This window comes from Streptomyces sp. SID13666 (assembly GCF_010548325.1).
GTDB classification, from domain to species: Bacteria; Actinomycetota; Actinomycetes; order Streptomycetales; family Streptomycetaceae; genus Actinacidiphila; species Actinacidiphila fildesensis.
Genome location: NZ_JAAGLX010000005.1, coordinates 176,138 through 199,048 on the forward strand (window position 1 = coordinate 176,138; position 22,911 = coordinate 199,048).

Sequence of the window (22,911 nt, forward strand, 5' to 3'; positions counted from 1 at the left end):
GCGGAACAAGAGAACATGACGGCGCCCACCACCATCACCACCGTCGCGGACCTGTTCATCGCCCAGGTGAGCCGCACACCGGAAGCCGTCGCCCTGGTGGCCGGGGACGTGCGCCTGACCTACCGGGAGCTCGGAGACCGCGTCCACCAGCTCGCGCACCGGCTGGGGGAGTTGGGCCTGCGGTCCGAGGAGGTCGTGGCGATCTCGACGCCGCGTTCGCCGGAGATGGTGGTCGGTGTGCTGGCGGTGATGGTCGCGGGCGGCGCCTTCGTCCCGGTCGATCCGGCCTGGCCGCAGGAGCGCCGCCGTCAGGTCCGCGCCGACGCGCAGGCCCGGTTGGTCATCGCCGCCCGCGGCGGGGAGTTGGACGTCGAGGCGAACACCCTGGTCGAGGTGGACCTCGGGGACTGGAGCCACGGCCACCACAGCACTGACGCGCCGCATCCGCCGATCCAGGGCCCCCAGCTCGCATACGTGATCTTCACCTCCGGTTCCACCGGGAAGCCGAAGGGCGCGATGATCCGCCATGAGGCGATCTGCGAACGGCTGTTGTGGCAGGTGGAGCACATCCTGGGCTTCGGCCCCGGCGACGCCTCTCTCTTCAAGGCGCCGCTGTCGTTCGACATCTCCGTCAACGAGATCCTGCTGCCGCTGGTCTGCGGCGGCTACGTCGTCGTGGCCGAGCCCGGCGGCGAACGCGACCCGCAGTACCTGCTCGACCTGATCGCCCGCGAGGGGGTCACCTTCGTCTACCTCGTCTCGTCCATGCTCGACGTTCTGCTGGAGATGGCACGCGGCACCTCGCTGCTCTCCGGCCTGAAGCACGTGTGGTGCGGTGGCGAGGTCCTCACTCCGGAACTGTTCGAACGGTTCCGCAGCCGGCTGGGCACCACGCTGTACCACGGGTACGGTCCGGCCGAGGCGACCATCGGTGTCTCGCACGTGATCTACCGGGACACCGCCGAGCGGATCGCCACCTCGATCGGCAGGCCCAACCCGCACACCCGCCTGTATGTCCTGGACGAGCAGCTGGAACAGCTGCCCGCCGGGGAGACCGGCGAACTGTACGCGGCCGGGTTCCTGCTCGGCCGCGGCTATGTGAACGCGCCGTCGCTGACCGGGTCGCGGTTTGTCGCCGACCCGTTCGAGGGCGACGGCAGCCGGATGTACCGCACCGGCGACCTGGCCCGCTGGAACACCGACGGCACCCTGGAGTTCGTCGGCCGGGCCGACAACCAGGTGAAGATCCGCGGCATGCGCCTGGAACTGGAGGAGGTCGAGGCCGCCCTCGCCGCGCACCCGTCCGTCCGGCAGGCCGCCGTCGTCGTCCTCACCAACGCCGCCGGGGCCAAGCAACTGGCGGGCTACGTCACCGTCGACGAACCCCTTGAGGCCGGCAGCGGCAGCGCCGACGACACGCTGCGCGTGTGGTGCGCCGGGCGGCTCCCCGAGTACATGGTGCCCGGCGTCCTGACCGTACTGGACAGGCTCCCGGTGACGGCCAACGGCAAGGTGGACCGGCAGGCTCTCCCAGCGCCCGCGGTGACCACCGCGCCCCGGACCAGGCCCGCGCGCACCCCCCTGGAAAGCACGCTCTGCTCCATCTTCGCCTCGGTTCTCGGCCTCGACCGGGTCGACGCGGAAGACGACTTCTTCGCCCTCGGCGGTGACAGCATCATCGCCATCTCCGCGGTGCGCCAGGCCCAGCGGGCCGGGCTCGTGCTGCGTGCCCGCGACCTCTTCACCGGGCGTACCCCGGCAGCGCTCGCCACGGTGGTGCGCCCCCTCGACACCGCCGCCGCGCACACGGTGGCCGCCACCGGTCCAGTGCCGTCCACCCCGATCATCTGCTGGCTGCAGGAGGCCGGTCCGAGCCTGGACGGTTTCTTCCAGTCCATGACCGTGCGCACACCCGCCGGGCTCACCGCCGGGCGGCTCGACGAGATCGTCACCGCGGTGCTGGACGTGCACGACGTGCTGCGCGCCCGCACCGAGGGCACCTCGTCGTGGACGCTGACCATCGCCCCAGCCGGGGCGCGGCCGGCCGCCGACGTGATCACCAGGGTGGACGCGGCCGGCCTGGACCAGGCGGCGTTGGCTTCGGCCGTCGAAGACGCCACCACCGCGGCCGCCGCCCGGCTCGACACCGCGGCCGGCCGGATGATCGAGCTGGTCTGGCTGGACGCGGGCCCGGACCGCCAGGGCCGTCTCGTCCTGGTGATCCACCATGTGGTCGTCGACGGCGTATCGCTGCGGGTGCTCCTCGAGGACCTGGCAGCGGCCTGGGACGCCGCGGTAGCGGGCCACGACGTGGCACTCCCGCCCGCCCCCACCTCGCTGCGGCAGTGGGCGACCCAGCTGACCGAGGCGACCCGGACGGGCGTCTTCGCCGCCGACGAGGACCACTGGCACCGTCTCGCCGCTGCGGCCGATCCGCTGCTGGGCGTACGCCCCCTCGACCCGCAGTGCGACGTGGTCGCGAACGAGGAGTCGCTGACCGTCGAGCTGTCCGCCGCAGTGACGGCCAGGCTGCTCGGCCCGGTCCCCGCCGCGATCCATGGCGGCGTCAACGACGCCCTGGTCGCCGCGGCGGCGCTCGCGCTGGGTCACTGGCGGGCGGCGGACTCCGCCGTACTCCTGGAGCTGGAGGGCCACGGCCGCGAGGAGGATGCCCCTGGGGACGCCGACCTGTCGCGCACCTTCGGCTGGTTCACCACGCTCTTCCCCGCCGTCCTCGACCCCGGATCCGCCCCCTGGGAACGGCTGCTGGCCGGCGGCACGGAGCTCGGCGCGGCGGTGAAGGCCGTCAAGGAACAACTCCGCGAGGTGCCCCGGCGAGGGCTCAGCTACGGCGCGCTGCGCTACCTGGGCACCGCGCCCCGACCTGATCTGGCCGTGTCGCCCCAGGTGCTCTTCCACTACCTGGGCCGGTTCGAGGCCGACACCGACCGGCCGTGGACGGCCGTCGGCGGCAAGGAGATCGTCGTCGAACGGCGCGACCCGAAGATGCCCCTGCCTCGGGCGCTCGAGATCAACGCGGTGGCGGTGGAGACGGCAGGCGGACCGGTACTGCAGACCCGGTTCAGCTGGCCGAACGGGATCCTGGACGCCGCCGAGGTGGGGCGGCTGGCCCGGCTGTGGACCGAACTGCTCGATGCCGTGGCGGGCAGCGACGCCGTCACCGGGCACACCCCGTCGGACTTTCCGCTGCTGGCCCTGGACGCCGCCGACGTCACCGCGCTCGAGGCCGCGGCGGGACCGGACGGCCTGCGCGAGGTGCTGCCGCTCAGCCCGCTGCAGACCGGCCTTTACTTCCACGCCACGTTCGCCCGCGACTCCGATCCGTACGTCGTCCAGCAGATCATCGAACTGGACGGGCCGCTCGACGCCGACCGGCTCAGGCTGGCCGCCGAACGCGTCCTCGACCGGCACCCGCACCTGGGTTCGGCGTTCCGGACGATCGGCGACGGCGAGGTGGTGGCCGTGACCGCCGGACGCACCAGGGTGCCGTGGCGATTCGACGACCTCGGCTCCGACAACGTCGAGGAACGTCTCGACGAACTGGCCCGCGCGCAGCGTGAGGTGCCGTTCGACCTGACGGAACCGCCCGCGATGCGCTACGCGCTGGTGCGGCTCGGCCCGGACCGGCACGTACTGATCCACACCGTGCACCACATCCTCGCCGACGGCTGGTCGGTGCCGCTGATGCTGCGCGAACTCCTCGGGCTGCACGCCGGAACCGAACTCCCCGCACCGGTCCCCTACACCGACTTCCTGCGGACGCTCGCCGGAACCGGTACGGAGGACGCGGTCGGGGCCTGGGCCCGCTCCCTCGCCGGTGTCACCGCGCCGACCCGGCTGGCCGGGACGCTCGCCGCGCCGTCGCGGCCGGGCACGGGCTTCGGCCGGGTCGGCGGCGAACTGCCCGCGGAGCTGAGCCGACGGCTGCGCGAGTACGCCGCCGGCCACGGGCTCACGCTCGGCGCGGTGCTCACCGGGGCGTGGGGCATCCTGCTCGGACGGCTCACCGGCTCCGCCGATGTCACCTTCGGACTGACCGTCTCGGGGCGCGGCGGCGACCTGCCGGGCCTGGACCGGATCATCGGCCTGCTGATCAACACGGTGCCGGTCCGGGTGCGTTGCGCCCCCACCGAACGCGTCACGGACGTGCTGCGGCAGTTCGCCGACGTCCAGTCGGGGCTGCTGGAGCACGAGCAGGTGCCGCTGGCCGAGCTGCAACGGCGGATCGGCGTGCCCGAACTCTTCGACACCCTCGTGGTCATCGAGAACTACCCGGCGCCCGACACCTCGGTGGGCGGGCTCACCGTGACCGCGCTGCGCACCGTGGAGCCCCCGCACTACCCGGTGACGCTGATGGCCAAGCCCGGCGAGCGGACCGAGGTCGTACTGACCCACGACCGGACGCTGATCGGCGCGCAGGCCGCAGCGGACCTGCTGGCCAGGTACGAGACCGTGCTCGCCGCGATCACCGAAGCCCCCGACCGGGCCTGTGGCGCACTCGAAACGGTCACCGGCGGGCAGCGGGACCTGGTCCTCGCGGCGGGCACCGGCGCGGTCCGGACGACCGGCGCGAGCGTGCCGGCGATGTTCGCCGACCGTGTCGCCGAGCACCCCACCCGTACGGCGGTGAGCTGTGGCGACTCCTTCCTGACCTACGGCGAGCTGGACGCCCGCGTGGACCGGGTGGCCCGCGCGCTGGTGGCCTCCGGGGTACGGCGCGGCGACATCGTCGCGGTGTCGACCGCACGCTCCACGGACCTGGCGGTGGCCCTGCTCGCGGTCATCCGCAGCGGCGCGGCCTATCTGCCGGTCGATCCCGGTTATCCGGCGTCCCGTGTCGAGTTCATGCTGGCCGACGCGCGGCCGGTCGCCGTCCTCACCGACGACGCCACCGCCCGTTCGCTGCCCCCGCACAGCCTGCCGACGCTCACCGTCCGGGCCGCCGCCGCAACCATCGCCACCGCTGTTGAACTGCCCGTTCCTGACGGTTCCGACGCGGTGTCCGTCGTCTACACCTCCGGCTCCACCGGGCGGCCCAAGGCCGTCGTGGGTACCCACGACGGGCTGGCCGGCCGACTGGCCTGGGCACGGGAGCAGTGGTCGAACACCGGCCGTGATGTCCGGGTGGCCAAGAGTTCGCTGAGTTTCATCGACGGCACCACCGAACTGCTCGGCGGGCTGGTCGCCGGAGCCACCACGGTCATCGCCGACGACACCGTCGCCGCCGACGGCGCGGCGCTGGCCCGCCTCGTCGACCGGTGCGGCGCCACCCAACTGCTGGCCGTGCCGAGCCTGGCCTCGGCGCTGGCCGAGACCGCGCCGCAGCACCTGGCCGGGATCGGCCGCTGGATCCTCAGCGGCGAGGCCCTGGACGAGGCCTGCCTGCGGGCTCTGGCGCAGGCATCGCCCGACGCGGTGGTCGTCAACTCCTACGGTTCCGCCGAGGTCGCCGGGGACGTGCTGACCACCGAGGTGTCGCCGGACCGTCCGGTGACCCTGGGCGCACCGGTGCCCGGCGTCCGCGTATACCTGCTCGACTCCGCGCTCGGCCTGGCCACTCCCGGCACGGTCGGCGAGATCTATGTCGGCGGCGCCCAGTTGGCCCGGGGCTACCTGGGCCAGGGCGCTGCCACCGCGGCCCGCTTCGTGGCCGATCCCTTCGGCTCGGGTGCCCGGCTCTACCGGACCGGCGACCTGGGGCGCTGGACGGTGGACGGACAGGTGGAGTTCCTGGGCCGCGCCGACGACCAGGTGAAGATCAACGGCCACCGGGTCGAACCGGCCGAGGTCGAGGCCGCGTTGCGGCGCAGGTCCGGCGTGGCCGAGGCGGTCGCGGCCGTACGGCCCACCGCGGCGGGCGTTCCCGCCCTGCACGGTTACGTGGTCGCCGTCGACGGCGAGCGGATCGAGGCGGGCGCGGTGCTGGCCGCGCTGCGCACCGAACTCCCGCCGTACCTGGTCCCGGCGACGGTGACCGTCCTCGACGAGTTGCCACTGCTGCCCAATGGCAAGCGCGACCGCGCCGCGCTGCCCGACCCCGCGCGGGCCCCCCGGCGCGCCGTCAGGACCGCGCCGCTCACCGCCCGGGCGGCGCTGCTGCGCGACCGGTTCGCCGAACTCCTCGGCATCGCCGAGTTCGACGTCGAGGACGACTTCTTCGCCCTGGGCGGCGACAGCATCACCGCGATCCGGGCGGTGAACCGGCTGTCCCGCGAGGGTGTCGACCTGACCACCGAGGAGCTGTTCCGGCTCCGCACCCCGGCCGCGATCGACGCCCGGCTGGGTGCCGCGCACGACGTGGGCCCGGTGGTGCCGACGACCGTACGGCCTGCCGCGCTGACGCCCGACCAACTGGTCACCGTAACGCTCGACCAGGAGGAGATCGACCGGATCTGTGCCGCCGGACCGGTACCCGTCGAAGACATCTGGGCGCTGTCGCCGCTGCAGGCCGGTGTCTACTACCAGGCCGTCTACTCCGACGGGGTCACCACCTACATCGCCCAGAACTCCTTCGACCTCGACCGCAGGATCGACGTCCCGGCGATGACCACGGCGTTCGAGGCGCTGCTCCAGCGGCATCCGACGCTCCGGGTCTCGTTCGCCGAGGTGTCGTCCGGCGTCGTGCAGGTCATCGGCTCCCGGGTGCCCGCGGAGGTGACCGTGGCCGACCTGTCGGCGGGCACGCTCGCCGGCCGACAGGCCGAGCTGGACGAACTGATGCGGGCCGACCGGGAGTTGCCGTTCGACCTGGGCCGCCCGCCGCTCATGCGGCTGACGGTGGTGCGGCTGCCCGATGGGTGCGACCGGCTGCTGCTGACCTCTCACTTCCTGCTGTGGGACGGCTGGTCCCGCGAGCTGGTGCTGCGTGAGCTGTTCGCCCTGTACGGCTCCGGGGGCGCCCGTGGCGCGCTGGAGCCGCCGCGCTCGACGTTCCCCGACTATCTGGCGTGGGTCGCCGACCGCGACCGTACGGCCGCGGCCGACGCCTGGACGCGTGCGCTGTCCGGGCTGGCGGAGCCCACCATCCTGGTGCCGCAGGCGGCGGGACTCGAACCGATCCCCTCCGAGCGGGTCTTCGCGGTGCTGCCCGCCGAGCTGACCGCCCGGTTGGACGAGCACGCCCGCCGCGGCGGCGTCACCCTCAACTCCCTGCTCACCGCCGCGCTGGGCGTCCTGATCGGCTATGAGACCGGACGTACCGACGTCGTACTCGGCACCACCGTGGCAGGACGGCCCACCGCGCTGCCCGGCATCGAGGACGTCATCGGCCTCTTCCTGAACACCGTCCCGGCCCGGATCACGCCGACGCCGTCGCAGACCGTCCTCGACCTGGCAGGGAGGGTCCAGGAGGACCGGCTGGAGCTGGCACCGCACGAGTACCTCGGGCTCGGCGACATCCAGCGCGCGGCCGGCCGCGACCAGCTCTTCGACTCCCTGTTCGTGCTGCAGAACTTCCTCGGCGACGCCACTTTCACCGAACTGGAGCGGGAGCAGGGCATCACCGGGGTCGAGTACGTCGACACCACGCACTACCCGTACACCTGGGTACTCACCCCCGGCGCCAACCTGCGGATCAAGCTGGAGTACCGGCCCGATGTGATCGCCGAGGCCGACGCGGACCGGCTGGTGCGCCGGCTGGTCCAGGTGCTCCGGCAGTTCGGCGACGGGCTGTCCACGCCGCTCGCCGCGCTGGACCTGTCGCTCGACGAGGAGCGGACCGCGCGGTTCGGGCAATGGGCGGCCGTCGCACAGCCGATCGGCGAGGAGAGCATCGCCGACCTGCTCGCCCAGCGCGCCACCGCCTGCCCGGACGAGACCGCCCTGGTCTTCGGGCCCACCCGGCTGACGTACGCCGAACTCGACGCCCAGGTCAACCGCTGCGCGCGGCTGCTGCTTTCGCGGGGCGCGGGACCCGGCGAGATCGTCGCGCTGGGCCTGCCGCGTTCCACCGACACCGTCGTGGCGCTGTTCGCGGTGCTGCGCACCGGCGCCGCCTACCTCCCGCTGGACCTCGACCACCCGGTGGACCGGCTCGCCACCATGCTGGACGACGCCGCGCCGCGGCTGCTGCTGGCGTCCACCACCGGCGTCGCACTCGCCGATCACCAGCGCGGGCTCGGCGGCGGCTGCCTGCTGCTCGACGACCCGGCGCTCCGCGCCGAACTGGACGGCCTGTCCGGCGCGCCCCTTGCCGACGTCGAACTGGGCGCCTTCGCACCGGGCGTCCCGGGCCGACTGGAGCACCCGGCCTATGTCATCTACACCTCGGGCTCGACCGGCCGCCCGAAGGGCGTTGTCACCCCGTACCGGGGCCTGACCAACATGCAGATCAACCACCGGGCCGAGATCTTCGAACCGGCGGTGGCCCGCGCCGCCGGGCAGGGCCGGTCGCGGCTGCGTATCGCGCACACCGTGTCGTTCGCCTTCGACATGTCCTGGGAGGAGTTGCTGTGGCTGGTCGAGGGCCACGAGGTGCACGTCTGTGACGAGGAGCTGCGCCGCGACGCCACCGCCCTGGTCGGCTACTGCCGTGACAACGGCGTCGACGTGATCAATGTGACGCCGACCTACGCCCACCACCTCTTCGAGGAAGGCCTGCTCGACCCCGCAGGACATCCGCCGTGCCTGGTGCTGCTCGGCGGCGAGGCGGTCAGCGATGCCGTCTGGTCGCGGCTGAGCGAGCCCGGCGGAGCCGTCGGCTACAACCTCTACGGGCCGACCGAGTACACCATCAACACGCTCGGCGCGGGCACCCCCGACAGCGCGACCCCGACGGTGGGACGCCCCATCCTCAACACCCGCGCGCACATCCTCGACCCCTGGCTGCGGCCGGTCCCCGACGGCGTCGTGGGCGAGCTGTACATCGCGGGTGCCGGGCTGGCCCAGGGCTATCTGCACGCGACCGGGCTGACCGCGTCCCGGTTCACGGCCGACCCGTTCACGCCGGGCGGGCGCATGTACCGTACCGGCGACCTGGTGCGCCGCCGTAGGGACGGCAACATCGACTACCTGGGGCGGGCCGACGACCAGCTCAAGATCCGGGGCTACCGGGTCGAACCGGGCGAGATCGAGTCGGCGCTGACCGCACTTCCGCAGGTCCGGCAGGCGGCGGTCGTCGCCCGCACCGAGTCGACGGTGACCGGCCTGAAGCGGCTGATCGCCTACGTCATCCCGGCCGATCCGCAGGCCGACACCGGGCAGCTGATCTCCGGGCTGCGCGAGGCGCTGGCCGAGCGGCTCCCGGACTACATGGTCCCCGCGCTGTACGGCGTCGTCGGTAAACTCCCACTGACCGTCAACGGCAAGCTGGACGTAGCCGCGCTGTCCGAGCCCGTCACGGCCGGCGGCGGCAGCCACCGCGCGCCCCGTGACGAGCGCGAACGCATACTGGCCGGGATCTTCGCGGACATACTGGCGCTGCCGGCGATCGGCATCGACGACGACTTCTTCGCCCTGGGCGGCGACAGCATCTCCTCCATCGCGGTATCGGGCCGGGCCCGCAAGGCCGGGCTGCATCTGACGCCGCGTGACATCTTCCGCCGCCGCAACGTGCAGGCGCTGGCCGCCGCGCTGCCGCAGGACGTCCGGCGGGTGAGCGCCGTCCGGGACATCGGGGTGGGGCCGGTCGCGCCGACTCCGATGCTCGCCGAAACGGTCGCGGCGGACACCCCGCTGAGCCACTTCTACCAGTCGATGCTGCTTCGCACCCCGGCCGGTCTGGACGCCGCGGGCCTGGTTCGGGTGCTGCGGGCGCTGCTCGACCGGCACGATCTGCTGCGGGCGCGGACCGAACACGGCGGCGGCAGCTGGTCGTTGGTTGTCCCGCCGGAACCGGTGGACGCAGCGGCTCTGCTGTCGGTGGCCGACACGGACGGCCCCGGTGACGACGCGGACGACGCCGCTGCAGCCGCCGCGGCCCGGCTGCGGCCCGACGACGGTGTCATGGTGCAGGCCGTCTGGTACCCCGCCGCCGATCCGGCAGGGCAGGGGCGGCTGCTGCTGGTCGTCCACCACCTCGTCGTGGACGGTGTCTCGTGGAGGATCATCGGTGACGACCTGGCCCGGGCCTGGACCGAGGTACGCGCCGGGCGTGAACCCGTCCTGGACGAGGTGCCAACCTCGTTCCGTACCTGGTCGCAGCTGATCTCGGACGCCGCGGCGCAGGGCGTCTTCGCAGCGGAGGCCGGGCACTGGCAGGAGGTCCTCGCTGTGTCCGACCCGGTACTCGGCAGCCGCCCGGTGGACCCCGTGACCGACACCGCGGCCACCGTGCGGTCGCTGACCGTGTCGCTCCCCGCCGACGTCAGTACGGCCCTGCTGTCGCGGGTGCCCGCCGCGATGCACGGCGGCGTCAACGATGTGCTGCTCACCGGGTTCGCCGCCGCGCTGGGCCGCTGGCGCGGGGCGGGTTCAGCGGTGCTGCTGAGCCTGGAGGGCCACGGCCGGGACGGCGACGTCGTCGAGTCCGAGGCCGATCTGTCCCGTACGGTCGGCTGGTTCACCGCCATCCACCCGGTCGCCGTCGACCCCGGTCCGCTGGACTGGGACGAGGTCGTCGCGGGCGGACCCGCCCTGGCCCGTGCCGCCAAGGCGGTCAAGGAACAGCTGCGTGCGGTGCCCCGCCGCGGCCTGGGCTACGGCGTACTCCGCTATCTCACGGACCGGGCGGCCACCTCCTGGCCCGCGCCGCCGCAGATTCTCTTCAACTACCTGGGCCGGTTCGGCGCGGGTACCGACGCGGACTGGTCGGCGGCCGGGCCGCTGCGCGAAGGCGTCGCCCCGACCAACCCGGCGATGACCCTCGAGGTGAACGCCCTGGCGGAGGACGGGCCGGACGGGACCGTCCTCAGTGCCACGCTGTCCTGGCCGTCGGGCGTGTTCGACCGGACGGACCTGGCGGAGCTGGCCGACCTGTGGACGGCCGCTCTGACCGGCCTCACCCGCTGCGACCTGGCCGGGCACACCCCGTCGGACTTCCCGCTGGTCGAGCTGGCCCAGGACGACGTGGACCGGCTGGCCCCGGACGTCCGGGACGTCCTGCCGCTGCTGCCGCTGCAGGAAGGCATGTACTTCCACGCCAGGATCGCCGACGCCGACGACGGCGCGGACACCTATCTGGTGCAGCAGATCGCCGAGCTGACCGGGCCGGTCGACCCGGCGGCGCTGCGGCAGGCGGTCACCGCGACGGTGCACCGCCATGACGCGCTGCGCGCCTGTTTCGCCGAGACCGGTGACGGCCGGGTCGTCCAGGTCCTCGCCGGGACCGTCGAGGTGCCCTGGCGCGAGCTGGACCTCGGCGGACTCGACCGGGACACCGCGCTGGCCCGGCTTGCCGAGTTCACCGCCGCCGAGCTGGCCGACCCCTTCGACCTCGAACGGCCGCCGCTGCTGCGCTACGCGCTCGTATCGCTGAGCGCGGACGAGCACCGGCTGGTCGAGACGATGCACCACATCCTCGCCGACGGCTGGTCCTACCCGCTGGTCTTCGGCGACATGATCGACTCCTACCGCGGCGGCCTCGCCGGCGGCGGGTTCGAGCTGCCCGCACCCGCGGTGACCTTCCGCGACCACGTCGAGGCGGTGGCGGGCCGCGACCGGGTCGCCACCCGCGAGGTGTGGCGGGCGGCGCTTTCCGGGGTCGGGGACACGACCCGGCTGATCGACGTCGAACCGGGACAGCGGGTGTCGCACCACGAGAACGTGGTGCGGCGGCTGTCGCCCGGGTCCACCTCCGCACTGGCGACCGCCGCCCGCGACCTGGGCGTGACACTGTCCACGGCGGTGCACGCCGCCTGGGGCCTGCTGCTCGGGCAGCTGCTCGGCCGCGAGAACGTCGTGTTCGGCTCGACCGTGTCGGGCCGGGGTGGAGAGCTGCCCGGCGTCGAGACCATCGTGGGCCTGCTCATCAACACCGTCCCGGTGCCGATGTCCTGGCACCCGGGGCAGTCGCTGGGCGAGGTCCTGACCGCGCTGCAGGAGCAGCAGACCGACCTGCTCGACGCGCAGCACATCGGCCTGGGCGAGCTGGCCAGGATCGCCGGGGTCCGGGGGTTCTTCGACACCATGGTGGTGGTCGAGAACTTCCCGTCGATGCCCGGCGGCGACACCCCCGGCACCCTCCAGGTCCGCGGTTTCACCGGCACCGACTCGCCGCACTACCCGGTGTCGCTGGTCGCGTTCCCCGGGGAGCAGTTGGCGCTGGAGCTCAAGTACGACGTGGAACTGGTCGGCCACGAACAGGCGGCAGCCCTCCTGGAGCGGGTCGAACTGTTGCTGGCCGCCTTCACCGCCGACCCGGCACGGCCGGTGTCCGCACTGGACCTGCTCACCGAACGGGAGCGGGCCGTGGTCCAGGCCGTCCCGGCCGCCGACCCGGAACGGGTCGCCGACACCGCCACGCTGGCACGGGCCTACGAGGACGCGCCATCACGTCCCGGGGCGACCGCCGTCGCCTTCGGTGAGGACCGGCTCAGCTACGCCGAGTTGGACGAGCGCGCCAACCGGCTGGCCCGCGAGCTGATCGCCCGGGGCATCGCACCTGGGTCGCGGGTGGCCGTGGCGCTGCCCCGCTCCACCGGCCTGATCGTCGCGCTGCTCGCCGTCGTCAAGGCGGGCGGCTGCTACGTACCGCTGGACACCGACGCTCCGCCGAGCAGGCTCGGCTACATCCTGGACGACTCCGCGCCGCTGTGCGTGCTGACCGACCGCGCCACCTCGCCCGCCTTCTCCGGCAGCGCCGCGCCGGTACTGGCCCTGGACGAACCGGAGTTCGCCGCGTCGGTATCGCGGCGGCGCACGGACCCGCCGACCGACGCCGACCGGGCCGCGCCGCTGCTGGCCGACCACGCCGCGTACGTCATCTACACCTCGGGTTCGACCGGCCGCCCCAAGGGAGTGGTGGTCCCGCACCGCAGCGTGCTGTCGCTGTTCGCCGGGTCACGGGAGGTGTTCGACTTCAGTGAGGCCGACGTGTGGACGATGTTCCACTCGCCCGCCTTCGACTTCTCGGTGTGGGAGCTGTGGGGCGCGCTGCTGCACGGCGGCGGGCTGGTCGTCGTCGCGGGCGATGTCGCCCGCGACCCGCAGCGCTTCCACGAGCTGCTGCGGCGCGAGCGGGTGACCGTCCTCAACCAGACCCCGTCGGCCTTCTACCCGCTCACCGAGACCGACCGGACGGCACCCGACGGCCTGGCGCTGCGCTACGTCGTCTTCGGGGGCGAGGCACTGGACCCGCTCCGCCTGACGGACTGGCACCGCCGCCACCCGGGCGGCGCACCGCTCCTGGTGAACATGTACGGCATCACCGAGACCTGCGTGCATGTGTCGTTCCGGCCGCTCGGGCCCGGCGACGCCGCCAGCGTCATCGGCGGGCCGCTGCCGGGGCTGCGCGTGCACGTCCTGGACCACGCGCTGCGGCCGGTACCGCCCGGCGTCGCCGGTGAGATGTACGTCGCCGGCGACCAGCTCGCCGCCGGCTACCTGGACCGGCCGGGCCTGTCCGCGAGCCGGTTCGTGGCCGACCCGTTCTCCGGTACGCCGGGGGGCCGGATGTACCGCAGCGGCGACCTGGCCCGCTGGACGCCCGAAGGCGACCTGGTCTACCTGGGCAGGTCCGACAGGCAGGTGAAGATCCGGGGCTACCGGATCGAGCTGGGCGAGATCGAGTCGGCACTGCTCGCCGTCGAGGGGGTCGCCAATGCGGCGGTGACGGTCCGCGAGGACGAGCCGGGACGACGGCGCCTGGTGGCGTATCTGGTCGCCAGGTCCGGTTCCCAGATGGACGCCGACGAGGTCCGGGCCCGGCTGGGCGAGCAGCTGCCCGGCTATCTGGTCCCGCAGTCCTTCGTGACGCTCGACGCGCTGCCGCTGACCGTCAACGGCAAGCTCGACCGTGACGCACTGCCCGCACCCGCCGCCCGATCCTCGGCCGCTGCGCCGTCGGTGGCCGTCGCGCCCGCCGTCACCGCGCCGTCGGCCGTCGGCGCCCTCCAGGAGCTGTTCGCCGAGGTGCTGCGGCTCGACGAGGTCGGCCCCGGCGAGGACTTCTTCACCCTCGGCGGTGACAGCATCATCGCCATCCAGCTGGTCAACCTGGCGCGCCGCCGGTCGCTGCGGCTGTCGCCGCGCGAGGTGTTCGTACACCGGACCCCGGCGGCTCTCGCCGAGGTGATCGCACCGACCGCGCCGGCCCCGGCCGCCGCAACCGAAGAAGCCCCGTCCGATGGCATCGGCGAGGTCATGCTCATGCCGATCGTGCAGCGACTGGCCGAACTGGGCGGGGCGATCAAGCGGCTCAACCAGGCCGAACTGCTCCGCACCCCGCCGTCCCTGACGCTGGATCAGCTGATTGCCATGCTCACCGCCCTGGTCGGCAGGCACGACGCGCTCAGGCTCCGGCTGCACCGCCCGTCGCCGCTGCTCTGGTCGCTGGAGGCCGTCGCGGAGACACCGGCGGACCCGGTGGAGGTGGTGGACGCCACCGGTCTCGACGACGACGCGTTCGCCGAACTGATCGCCGTGACGTCCGACGCCACCGCCGACCGACTGGACCCCGACACCGGGCAGATGCTGCGGGCCGTCCTGTTCGACCGGGGCGAGGAGCAGGGCAGACTGCTACTGGTGGCGCACCACCTGGTGACCGACGGGGTGTCCTGGCACATCCTCGTCGACGACCTGCGCCAGGCCTGGGAACAGCTGGCCGACGGGCGCACTCCGCGCCTCGACCCGGTCGGCACTTCGCTGCGGACCTACGCCCGCACGCTGACCGAGAACGCCGGGCAGGCGAACCGCCTCGGTGAGTTCGGCCATTGGACCGAGGTGCTGGCCCCCGGGGCCGACCTCGATCCCACGGCGCTCACCTTCGGGCTGACCGTGGGCGCCACCCGCGACCACGTACTGCGCCTCCCGGCCGAGGTCACCGCACCGCTGCTCACCTCGGTGCCGGCCGCCGCCGATGCCGACGTCACCGAGACGCTGGTGGCGACGTTGCACGTGGCGGTGGCCCGCTGGCGTGCCGCCCGTGGCGGCGACGCGTCCGCGCCGCTCCTGCTCGACCTGGAACGGCACGGCCGTGAGCCGGTCGGTGACGACACCGATCTGTCGCGCACCGTCGGCTGGTTCACCGCCATCGCCCCGGTACGTCTGCCGGGCATCACCGGCGACCTGGCTCCGACGCTGCGGGACGTCCGCGACAGTCTGCGGGCGGCGCCCGACGGCGGGCTCGGCTACGGGCTGCTGCGCTACTGCAATCCGCGCACCGCGCCGGTGCTGGCCCGGCTCGGCACCCCCCAGCTCCTCTTCAACTACCTGGGCAGGTTCCCGGTGGGCGCCGAGCACGACTGGGCGAGCGCACCTGAGGCGCTGCGGACGGCCCCCGATCCGGACCTCGGCACGCCGTACCTGGTGGAGATCAACGCGGCCTGCCACGACACCCCGGCCGGACCGGAACTGCACGCGGTCCTGACCTTCGCCGATGGCGGGATCCCCGCCGACGAGGTGGCCGCGCTCGCCGACGCCTGGGCCGAAGCGCTGCGCGAGTTCGCCGACACCGGGGGAGACGCGGCAGTACTGCCCGTCATCGGCGGGCTCGCGCTGAGCCCTGCTGAGGTCACCGCCCTGGCTGATGCGGCCCCGGTGCCCGTGGAGGCGATCTGGCCGCTGTCGCCGCTCCAGGAGGGCCTGTTCTTCCAGGCCCGGCTGGCCGGCGACGCCGACGTGTACGTGGCGCAGAACGCTTTCGACTTCGCCGAACGCCTGGACGCCGACGCCCTGCGCCGGGCCTGCGCCGCCGTGCTGGAGCGGCACGCCGCGATGCGTCTCGGCTTCACCTCCGACCAGGCGGACCGCCCGGTCGCCCTGGTCGGCACGGACCTGACCGGACAGGTCGACGTGGTCGACCTCTCCGGCCTGAACGAGAAGTCCGCGGCGCGGCAGCTGGCGGAGGTGACGGCCGCGGACCGGCGCAGCCCCTTCGACCTGGCCCGGCCACCGCTGATGCGGCTGACCGTGGTGTCGCTCCCCGGCGGACGGGACCGGCTGCTGCTCACATACCACCTGCTGCTCTGGGACGGCTGGTCGCGCGAACTGGTCCTGCGCGAACTGTTCAGCGCTTATGCCCAGGCCCGTACCGGCGGGATCGCCGCCTACGAGACCCCGTCGGCGACCTTCGCCGACTACCTCAGCCATCTCTCGGAGCAGGACGCCGAGGGCTCGGCGCGGGCCTGGGGCGAACTGCTCGCCCCGCTGGAGGAACCGACCCTGCTCTTCCCTGCGGCGATGGGCACCGCGCCGGTCCTGGCCACGAGCCTGTCGTTCCAGCTGTCACCGGACGAGACGAACAGCGTTACCGGGTCGGCCCGGCGCAGCGGGGTGACGCTCAACGCGGTCCTCAGCACCGCGCTCGGCATCGTGCTGGCCCATGCCTGCGGCCGGAACCAGGCGGTCTTCGGCACGACCGTGGCCGGCCGCCCGACCGAACTCGACGGCATCGACACCGTCATCGGTGTCTTCCTCAACACGGTGCCCGCACTTGTCCGGCTGGACGCGAACGAGCCCGCTCGCGATGTGATGCGCCGGGTCCAGGACGACCGGGTCAGGATGATGGCCCACGAGTACCTCGGCCTGGGCGACATCCAGCGCGCCGCGGGACGCGGGCAGCTCTTCGACAGCCTCTATGTGCTGCAGAACTTCCTCGACGACGACACCTTCACCGATCTGGAGGACGCCCACGGCATCGTCGGCGTGGACGCCGTCGACGCCACCCACTACCCGCTGACCTGGGTGGCGACACCCGGCAGGCAGTTGCGGATGCGGCTGGAGTTCCGCGACGACGTGGTACCCCGCGAGCAGGCGGAAGCACTTCTTGCCCGGCTGAAGCAGGTCCTGCTGCGGCTGGCCGAGGACCCGTCGGCGGCCGTCGGTGACGTCCCGGTGATGACCGACGCCGAACTGCCCGCACTGACCCGGATGTGGGACGGCCCGCAGCGGTCGTTCGGCGAGGCGACCATCGCCGAGCTGATGGCCGGCCAGGCCGTCCGCACCCCGGACGTCCCGGCACTGACCTTCGGCGACGCCACCCTCACCTACGCCGAGTTGGATGCCCGCGTCAACCGGGTGGCCCGGTCGCTGCTGGCCCGCGGTGCCGGTCCCGAGCAGATCATCGCGCTGGCGGTACCCCGGTCCATCGACATGGTGGTGGCGCTGTTCGCCGTGCTGCGCACCGGTTCCGCGTATCTGCCGCTGGAGCTGGACAACCCTGACGAACGGCTGCTCGGGATGCTCGCCGACGCCACACCGGTGCTGCTGGTGACCACCGGACCGGTCGCGCCCCGGCTGGCCGCGCACCCGGTGCCGGTGCTGCTCCTGGACGCCCCGGGCGCACTGGCGGTGCACGACGAGCCGCTCACCGACGAGGAGTTGGGGGCCTTCGCGCCCGGCAGTCCGGGACGGCTCGACCACCCGGCGTACGTGATCTACACCTCGGGTTCCACCGGCCGCCCCAAGGGCGTCGTGACGCCCTACAGCGGACTGACCAACATGCAGTTCAACCACCGCGAAGCGATCTTCGACCCGACGGTCACCGCCGCCGGAGACCGGATCCTCACCATCGCGCACACCGTCTCGTTCTCCTTCGACATGTCCTGGGAGGAGCTGCTGTGGCTGGTCGAAGGGCACCATGTGCACATCTGCGACGAGCAGTTGCGCCGTGACGCCCGCGCCCTGGTGGCCTACTGCGACCGGCACCGCGTCGACGTGGTGAACGTGACCCCGACCTACGCCCAGCACCTCATCGACGAGGGCCTGCTCGACGGCGAGGAGTACGGCGGCCGGCCGGGTGCGCACCGTCCCGCCCTGGTGCTGCTCGGCGGCGAGGCGGTGCCGCAGACCCTGTGGTCGGCGCTGCGCGACACCGACGGCGTCCTCGGCTACAACCTGTACGGCCCGACCGAGTACACCATCAACACCCTGGGCGGCGGCACCACCGACAGCGACGCCACCACCGTGGGCAGCCCGATCTGGAACACCCGCGGCTACGTCCTGGACGGCTGGCTGCGGCCGGTGCCGCCGGGAGTGCCCGGCGAGCTGTACATCAGCGGCGCGGGCCTGGCCCGCGGCTACCTCGGCCGACCCGGACTCAGCGCGCAGCGGTTCGTCGCCGACCCGTATGTGCCCGGCGGGCGGATGTACCGCACCGGCGACCTGGTACGGGCCAGGTCCGACGGCAACCTGGACTTCCTCGGCCGCACCGACGACCAGGTGAAGATCCGCGGTTACCGGGTCGAGCTGGGCGAGGTCGAGAACGCGGTCGCGGGCCTGCCGGGTGTGCACCAGTGCGCCGTACTGGCGACCCCCGACGCCTCCGGCGGGCGGCGCCTCGCGGCCTTCCTCGTTCCCGACGCCGCCTTCGACCCCGACGCTCTCGCCGCCACCGTGCAGCGTGAACTGCGCACGCTGCTGCCCGGCTACATGGTGCCCACCGCGTACGCCGTGGTGGACGGCCTGCCGCTGACCGGCAACGGCAAACTCGACGTGGCGGCACTGCCCCGGCCGGTCCCGGTCACCACCGTGTCCCGCCGCCCGGAGAACGACGCCGAGCGGGTCCTGTGCGGGCTCTTCGCCGATGTGCTCGGCGTCGGGACGGTGGGCGTCGAGGACGACTTCTTCGACTCCGGCGGGCACTCCCTGATCGCGATGCGGCTGCTCGGCGCGATCCGTGCCGAACTGGGTACCGACCTGTCGCTGCGGGACCTGTTCGACACCCGGACCCCGCTGCGGCTCGCCGAGCGGATCGCGGCCGCGCGGCCCGGCCGCGAACCGGCCGCCCTGGTGGCGGGGGTCCGGCCGGAACACCCGCCGCTGTCTGCCGCGCAGCAGCGGCTCTGGCTGCTGCAGCAGCTGGAGCCGGGCTCCACCGCGTACAACTACCCGCTGCTGGTACGGCTGCGCGGGGCGGTCGACGTCCCGGCGCTGCGCGCCGCGCTGGCCGACGTCGTCGCCCGCCACGAGATCCTGCGCACGCTGTACACGGTCGTCGACGACGAGCCGGTGCAGCGGATCACCGACCCGGCGCCCGTCCCGGTGACCGTGGTCGGCGGCCCGGCCGCACGGACGGCGTCCCTGGTCGCCGAAGCGGTGGCGCTGCCCTTCGACCTGTCGGCGGATCTTCCGCTGCGGGCACTCGTCCTGCAGGAGCACGACACCGGCGACACCGTACTGACCCTGGTGCTGCACCACATCGCGATGGACGAGTGGTCCGACCGGCCGCTCCTCGACGACCTGGACACCGCCTACACGGCCCGCGTCGCCGGCCACCCGCCGCACTGGGAGCCACTGCCGGTGCAGTACGCCGACTACGCCCGCTGGCAGGCCGACCTGCTCGGCGATCCCACCGACCCGGACAGCAGGCACGCCTCCGAACGGGCCTACTGGCAGCGGCAGTTGCACGGCCTGCCCGAGGAGATGGCACTGCCCGCCGACCGGCCGCTGCGCGGCTCGCGCGGCGAGGGCCTGGTCACCCTGCAGCTCCCGGCCCAGCTGATCGACCCGCTGCGGGACCTCGCCCGCTCCCGGTCGGCCAGCCTCTTCATGGCGCTGCACGCCGCGCTGGCCACCCTGCTGTCGCGGCTGGGCGCCGGCGATGACGTGGTGATCGGCGCGCCGACCTCGGGCCGGGCCGACCCGGCGCTGCACGACCTGGTCGGATTCTTCGTCAACACCGTGGTGCTGCGCGCCGATCTGTCCGGATCGCCGACGTTCACCGAGCTGCTCGGCCGGGTCCGGGAGACCGACCTGGCCGCGTTCGAACAGGCAACCCTGCCGTTCCAGCAGGTCGTTGAGGCCCTGAACCCGGTCCGGGTACCGGGCAGGAACCCGCTGTTCCAGGTGATGCTGGGCTTCCTGCACCAGCCGAACCCCGACGGCGGTGTCCGGAGGGTGCTCGGGCTGCCGACCGGCGACGCCCCGGACTTCCTGGCCGGTCCCAAGGTGGACCTGAACTTCACCTTCGTCGACGCGGGCCCGTCCGCGCCGGTCGGGCTGACGCTGGAGTTCGACGCCGCCCGTTTCGACGCGCGCACCGCGGACCGCCTGGTCCGGCGTCTCTCGGTGCTGCTGGGCGACCTCGTCGCCCGGCCGGACCGGCGGGTGGACGCCGCCGAAGTCCGCTGCGCCGACGACCTGGCCGACCTCGCCGACTGGCAGCCCGGCGGCCCGCCGGCGGCCGACGGACCTCCCTGGCACGCACTGCTGGCAGAACACGCCCGGCTGACACCCGACGCCGACGCCTGTGTCTTCGACGGCCGGACGGCCTCCTACCGTTCACTCGACCGGGCCGCCGACGCCTTCGCCGCCATGTTCGCGGGGCACGCCTCGGCCGCCGACCGGGGCCAGGACCGTCTCATCGGGGTCGCGCTGCCGCGCTCACGACGCCTGCCGGCCGTCCTGGCGGGCGTGGCCCGCGCGGGAGCGGCATACGTGCCGCTGGACCCGGCCTTCCCGCAGGACCGGCTGCGCCACATGGTGGACGACGCCCGCCCCGCGCTGCTGGTGGTCGACGCCCGCACCCGGGCGCTGTTCCCTGACCCGCCCGAGGGCACGCACATCCTGGACCTGGACGCGGACGACTTCGGCCAGGCGGTCGACGCCCTCCTTGACGGCGGCACACCGTTCCGGACCGACCCCGCCCCGCACCGCCCGGCCGACCCGGACTCGGCGGCGTACGTCATCTACACCTCCGGTTCCACCGGACGTCCCAAGGGCGTGACCGTGACCCGGCGGAACGTGGACGTCTTCCTGTCCGCGATTCCCACCGCGGCACCCCTCACGGCCGGGGACCGGCTGCTCGCGGTGACGACCCTGTCGTTCGACATCGCCGTACTGGAACTGATGGCCCCGCTGCGCGCGGGGGCCTGCGTGGTCCTGGCCTCCGAGCAGGAGGTCCGTGACCCGCTGCTGCTGGCCGGGCTGCTCCGCGCCGAGCGGATCACCCATCTGCAGGCGACGCCGTCGCTGTGGGGAGCGCTCACCGAGACGGCCGAGGCCGACCTGACCGGTGTGCACGCGCTCGTCGGCGGTGAGGCGCTGCCGGTGCCGCTGGCACGTGAACTGGTCCGGCGGGCGCGTACGGTGACCAATCTCTACGGCCCCACCGAGGCGACCGTATGGGTCACCTCGGCACCGGTCGACGAGGCCTGGTGCGAGGGGCCGCACATCGGACGCCCGCTGCCCGGCACCACCGTCCGGGTCCTGGACGCGGCGCTGCGCCCGGTGCCGCCGGGCATCGTGGGGGAGCTGTACGTCGCCGGGCCGCAGGTCGTCCGCGGCTATCGGGGACGGCCCGCGCTCGCCGCGGAACGGTTCGTCGCCGACCCGTGGGGCGGTCCGGGCACTCGGATGTACCGCACCGGCGACCTGGCGCGCTGGAACTCCGGCGGCGGGCTGGAGTTCCTCGGCCGCGGCGACCACCAGGTCAAGGTCCGGGGCTTCCGGATCGAGTTGGGCGAGATCGAGTCCGTCATGGCGGCGCATCCGGGCGTGGCGCGCGCGGCGGCCGTGGCCCGTCCCGACGGGCAGGGCAACGGGCGGGTCTTCGCCTACCTGACCACGGCCGACGGCACCCCTGACGTGCCCCGGACGCTCGCGGCACACCTCGCCACTCAGCTGCCCTCGTACATGATCCCTGCGGCGACGACCGTACTGGACGAGCTTCCGCTCACCCCCAACGGCAAGGTGGACCGGGCGGCACTGCCCGAGGTCGACTTCGCGGACCTGACGTCGCACACCGGACCGCGCTCGCGTACCGAGGCCGCCGTCTGCCAGGCCGTCGCCTCGGTGCTGGGTGTCGAGTCGGTCGGGGTGGACGACGACTTCTTCGTCCTCGGCGGCCATTCGCTGCTGCTGGTCCGGCTGGCCGCCGCGCTGCGCCGCGAGTTCGGGGTGGAGCTGCCGGTCGCGGAGCTGTTCGCGCTGCCGACCCCGGCGGCGCTGGCCCGCAGGCTCAGCGGCGCGGCCGCCCCGGTGGGCGACGCACTGGCGCCGCTTCTGCCGCTGCGCACCGGGGGCGACCGGGCGCCGCTGTTCTGCCTGCCCCCGGCCAGCGGTCTGAGCTGGCAGTTCGCCGGGCTGAAGCGTCACCTGCCGGACGGGATACCGCTGTACGGCCTGCAGTCGCCGCGGCTCAGCCGCACCGACGATCTGCCCACCACTTTCGGGGAGTTGGCGGCCGAGTACGCCGAGCTGATCGGTCGGACCGCCCCGGCCGGCCCTGTCCGGCTGCTGGGCTGGTCGTTCGGCGGAGCGGTGGCCCACGCGGTGGCGACGCTGCTGACCGCCGCGGGCCGGGAGGTGTCCTTCCTGGGCATGCTCGACTCGCGGGCCAGGGTCCCGGCATCGCAGGACGCGACGGAGGACGACGGGACGCAGCGGGACGACGCGGCGTGGGACGGTCCGGCGGCCGTGGTCCGGCTGCTCACCGAGCTGGGGTACCCGGCCCCGGCGGAGCAGGTGGCCTCGATGTCCGTGGCGGACGCGGTGGTGCTGCTGCGCCACTCCGGTGGCGAGGTGTCGATGCTGGCGGACGGGCAGATCGCCCGGGTGGTCGAGAACTACCTGGAGAGCGACCACCTGGCCGAGCACGCGGAGTTCGGGGTCTTCCCCGGCGACGCGGTGTTCGTCGACGCCACCGTCGCGGAGCCCGGCTTCCACGGCACGGCGTCGGAGCAGTGGGCCGCGCACATCGGTGGGGCCCTGCGGGTGCACGCCGTCGCGTGCGGGCACTCGGAACTGCTCGACGCCCGGACGCTCGACATCCTCGGGCCGCTGGTCGAGGGCTACTTGGCCGAGTGAGCCTGGGAAACGCCCGAGGGCGGCACCGGCGGAATCCGCCGGTGCCGC

The 22,911-nt window shown here is 73.4% G+C and carries 1 protein-coding gene; it reads left to right on the top strand.

The genetic code is table 11. The annotated features are described in order from the left end of the window. The first annotated feature begins 15 nt into the window (after positions 1–15). Positions 16–22,863, top strand: coding sequence for a non-ribosomal peptide synthase/polyketide synthase (locus tag G3I60_RS11445; protein ID WP_164607073.1), 22,848 nt, complete (start codon positions 16–18; stop codon positions 22,861–22,863). Positions 22,864–22,911: the final 48 nt, after the last annotated feature.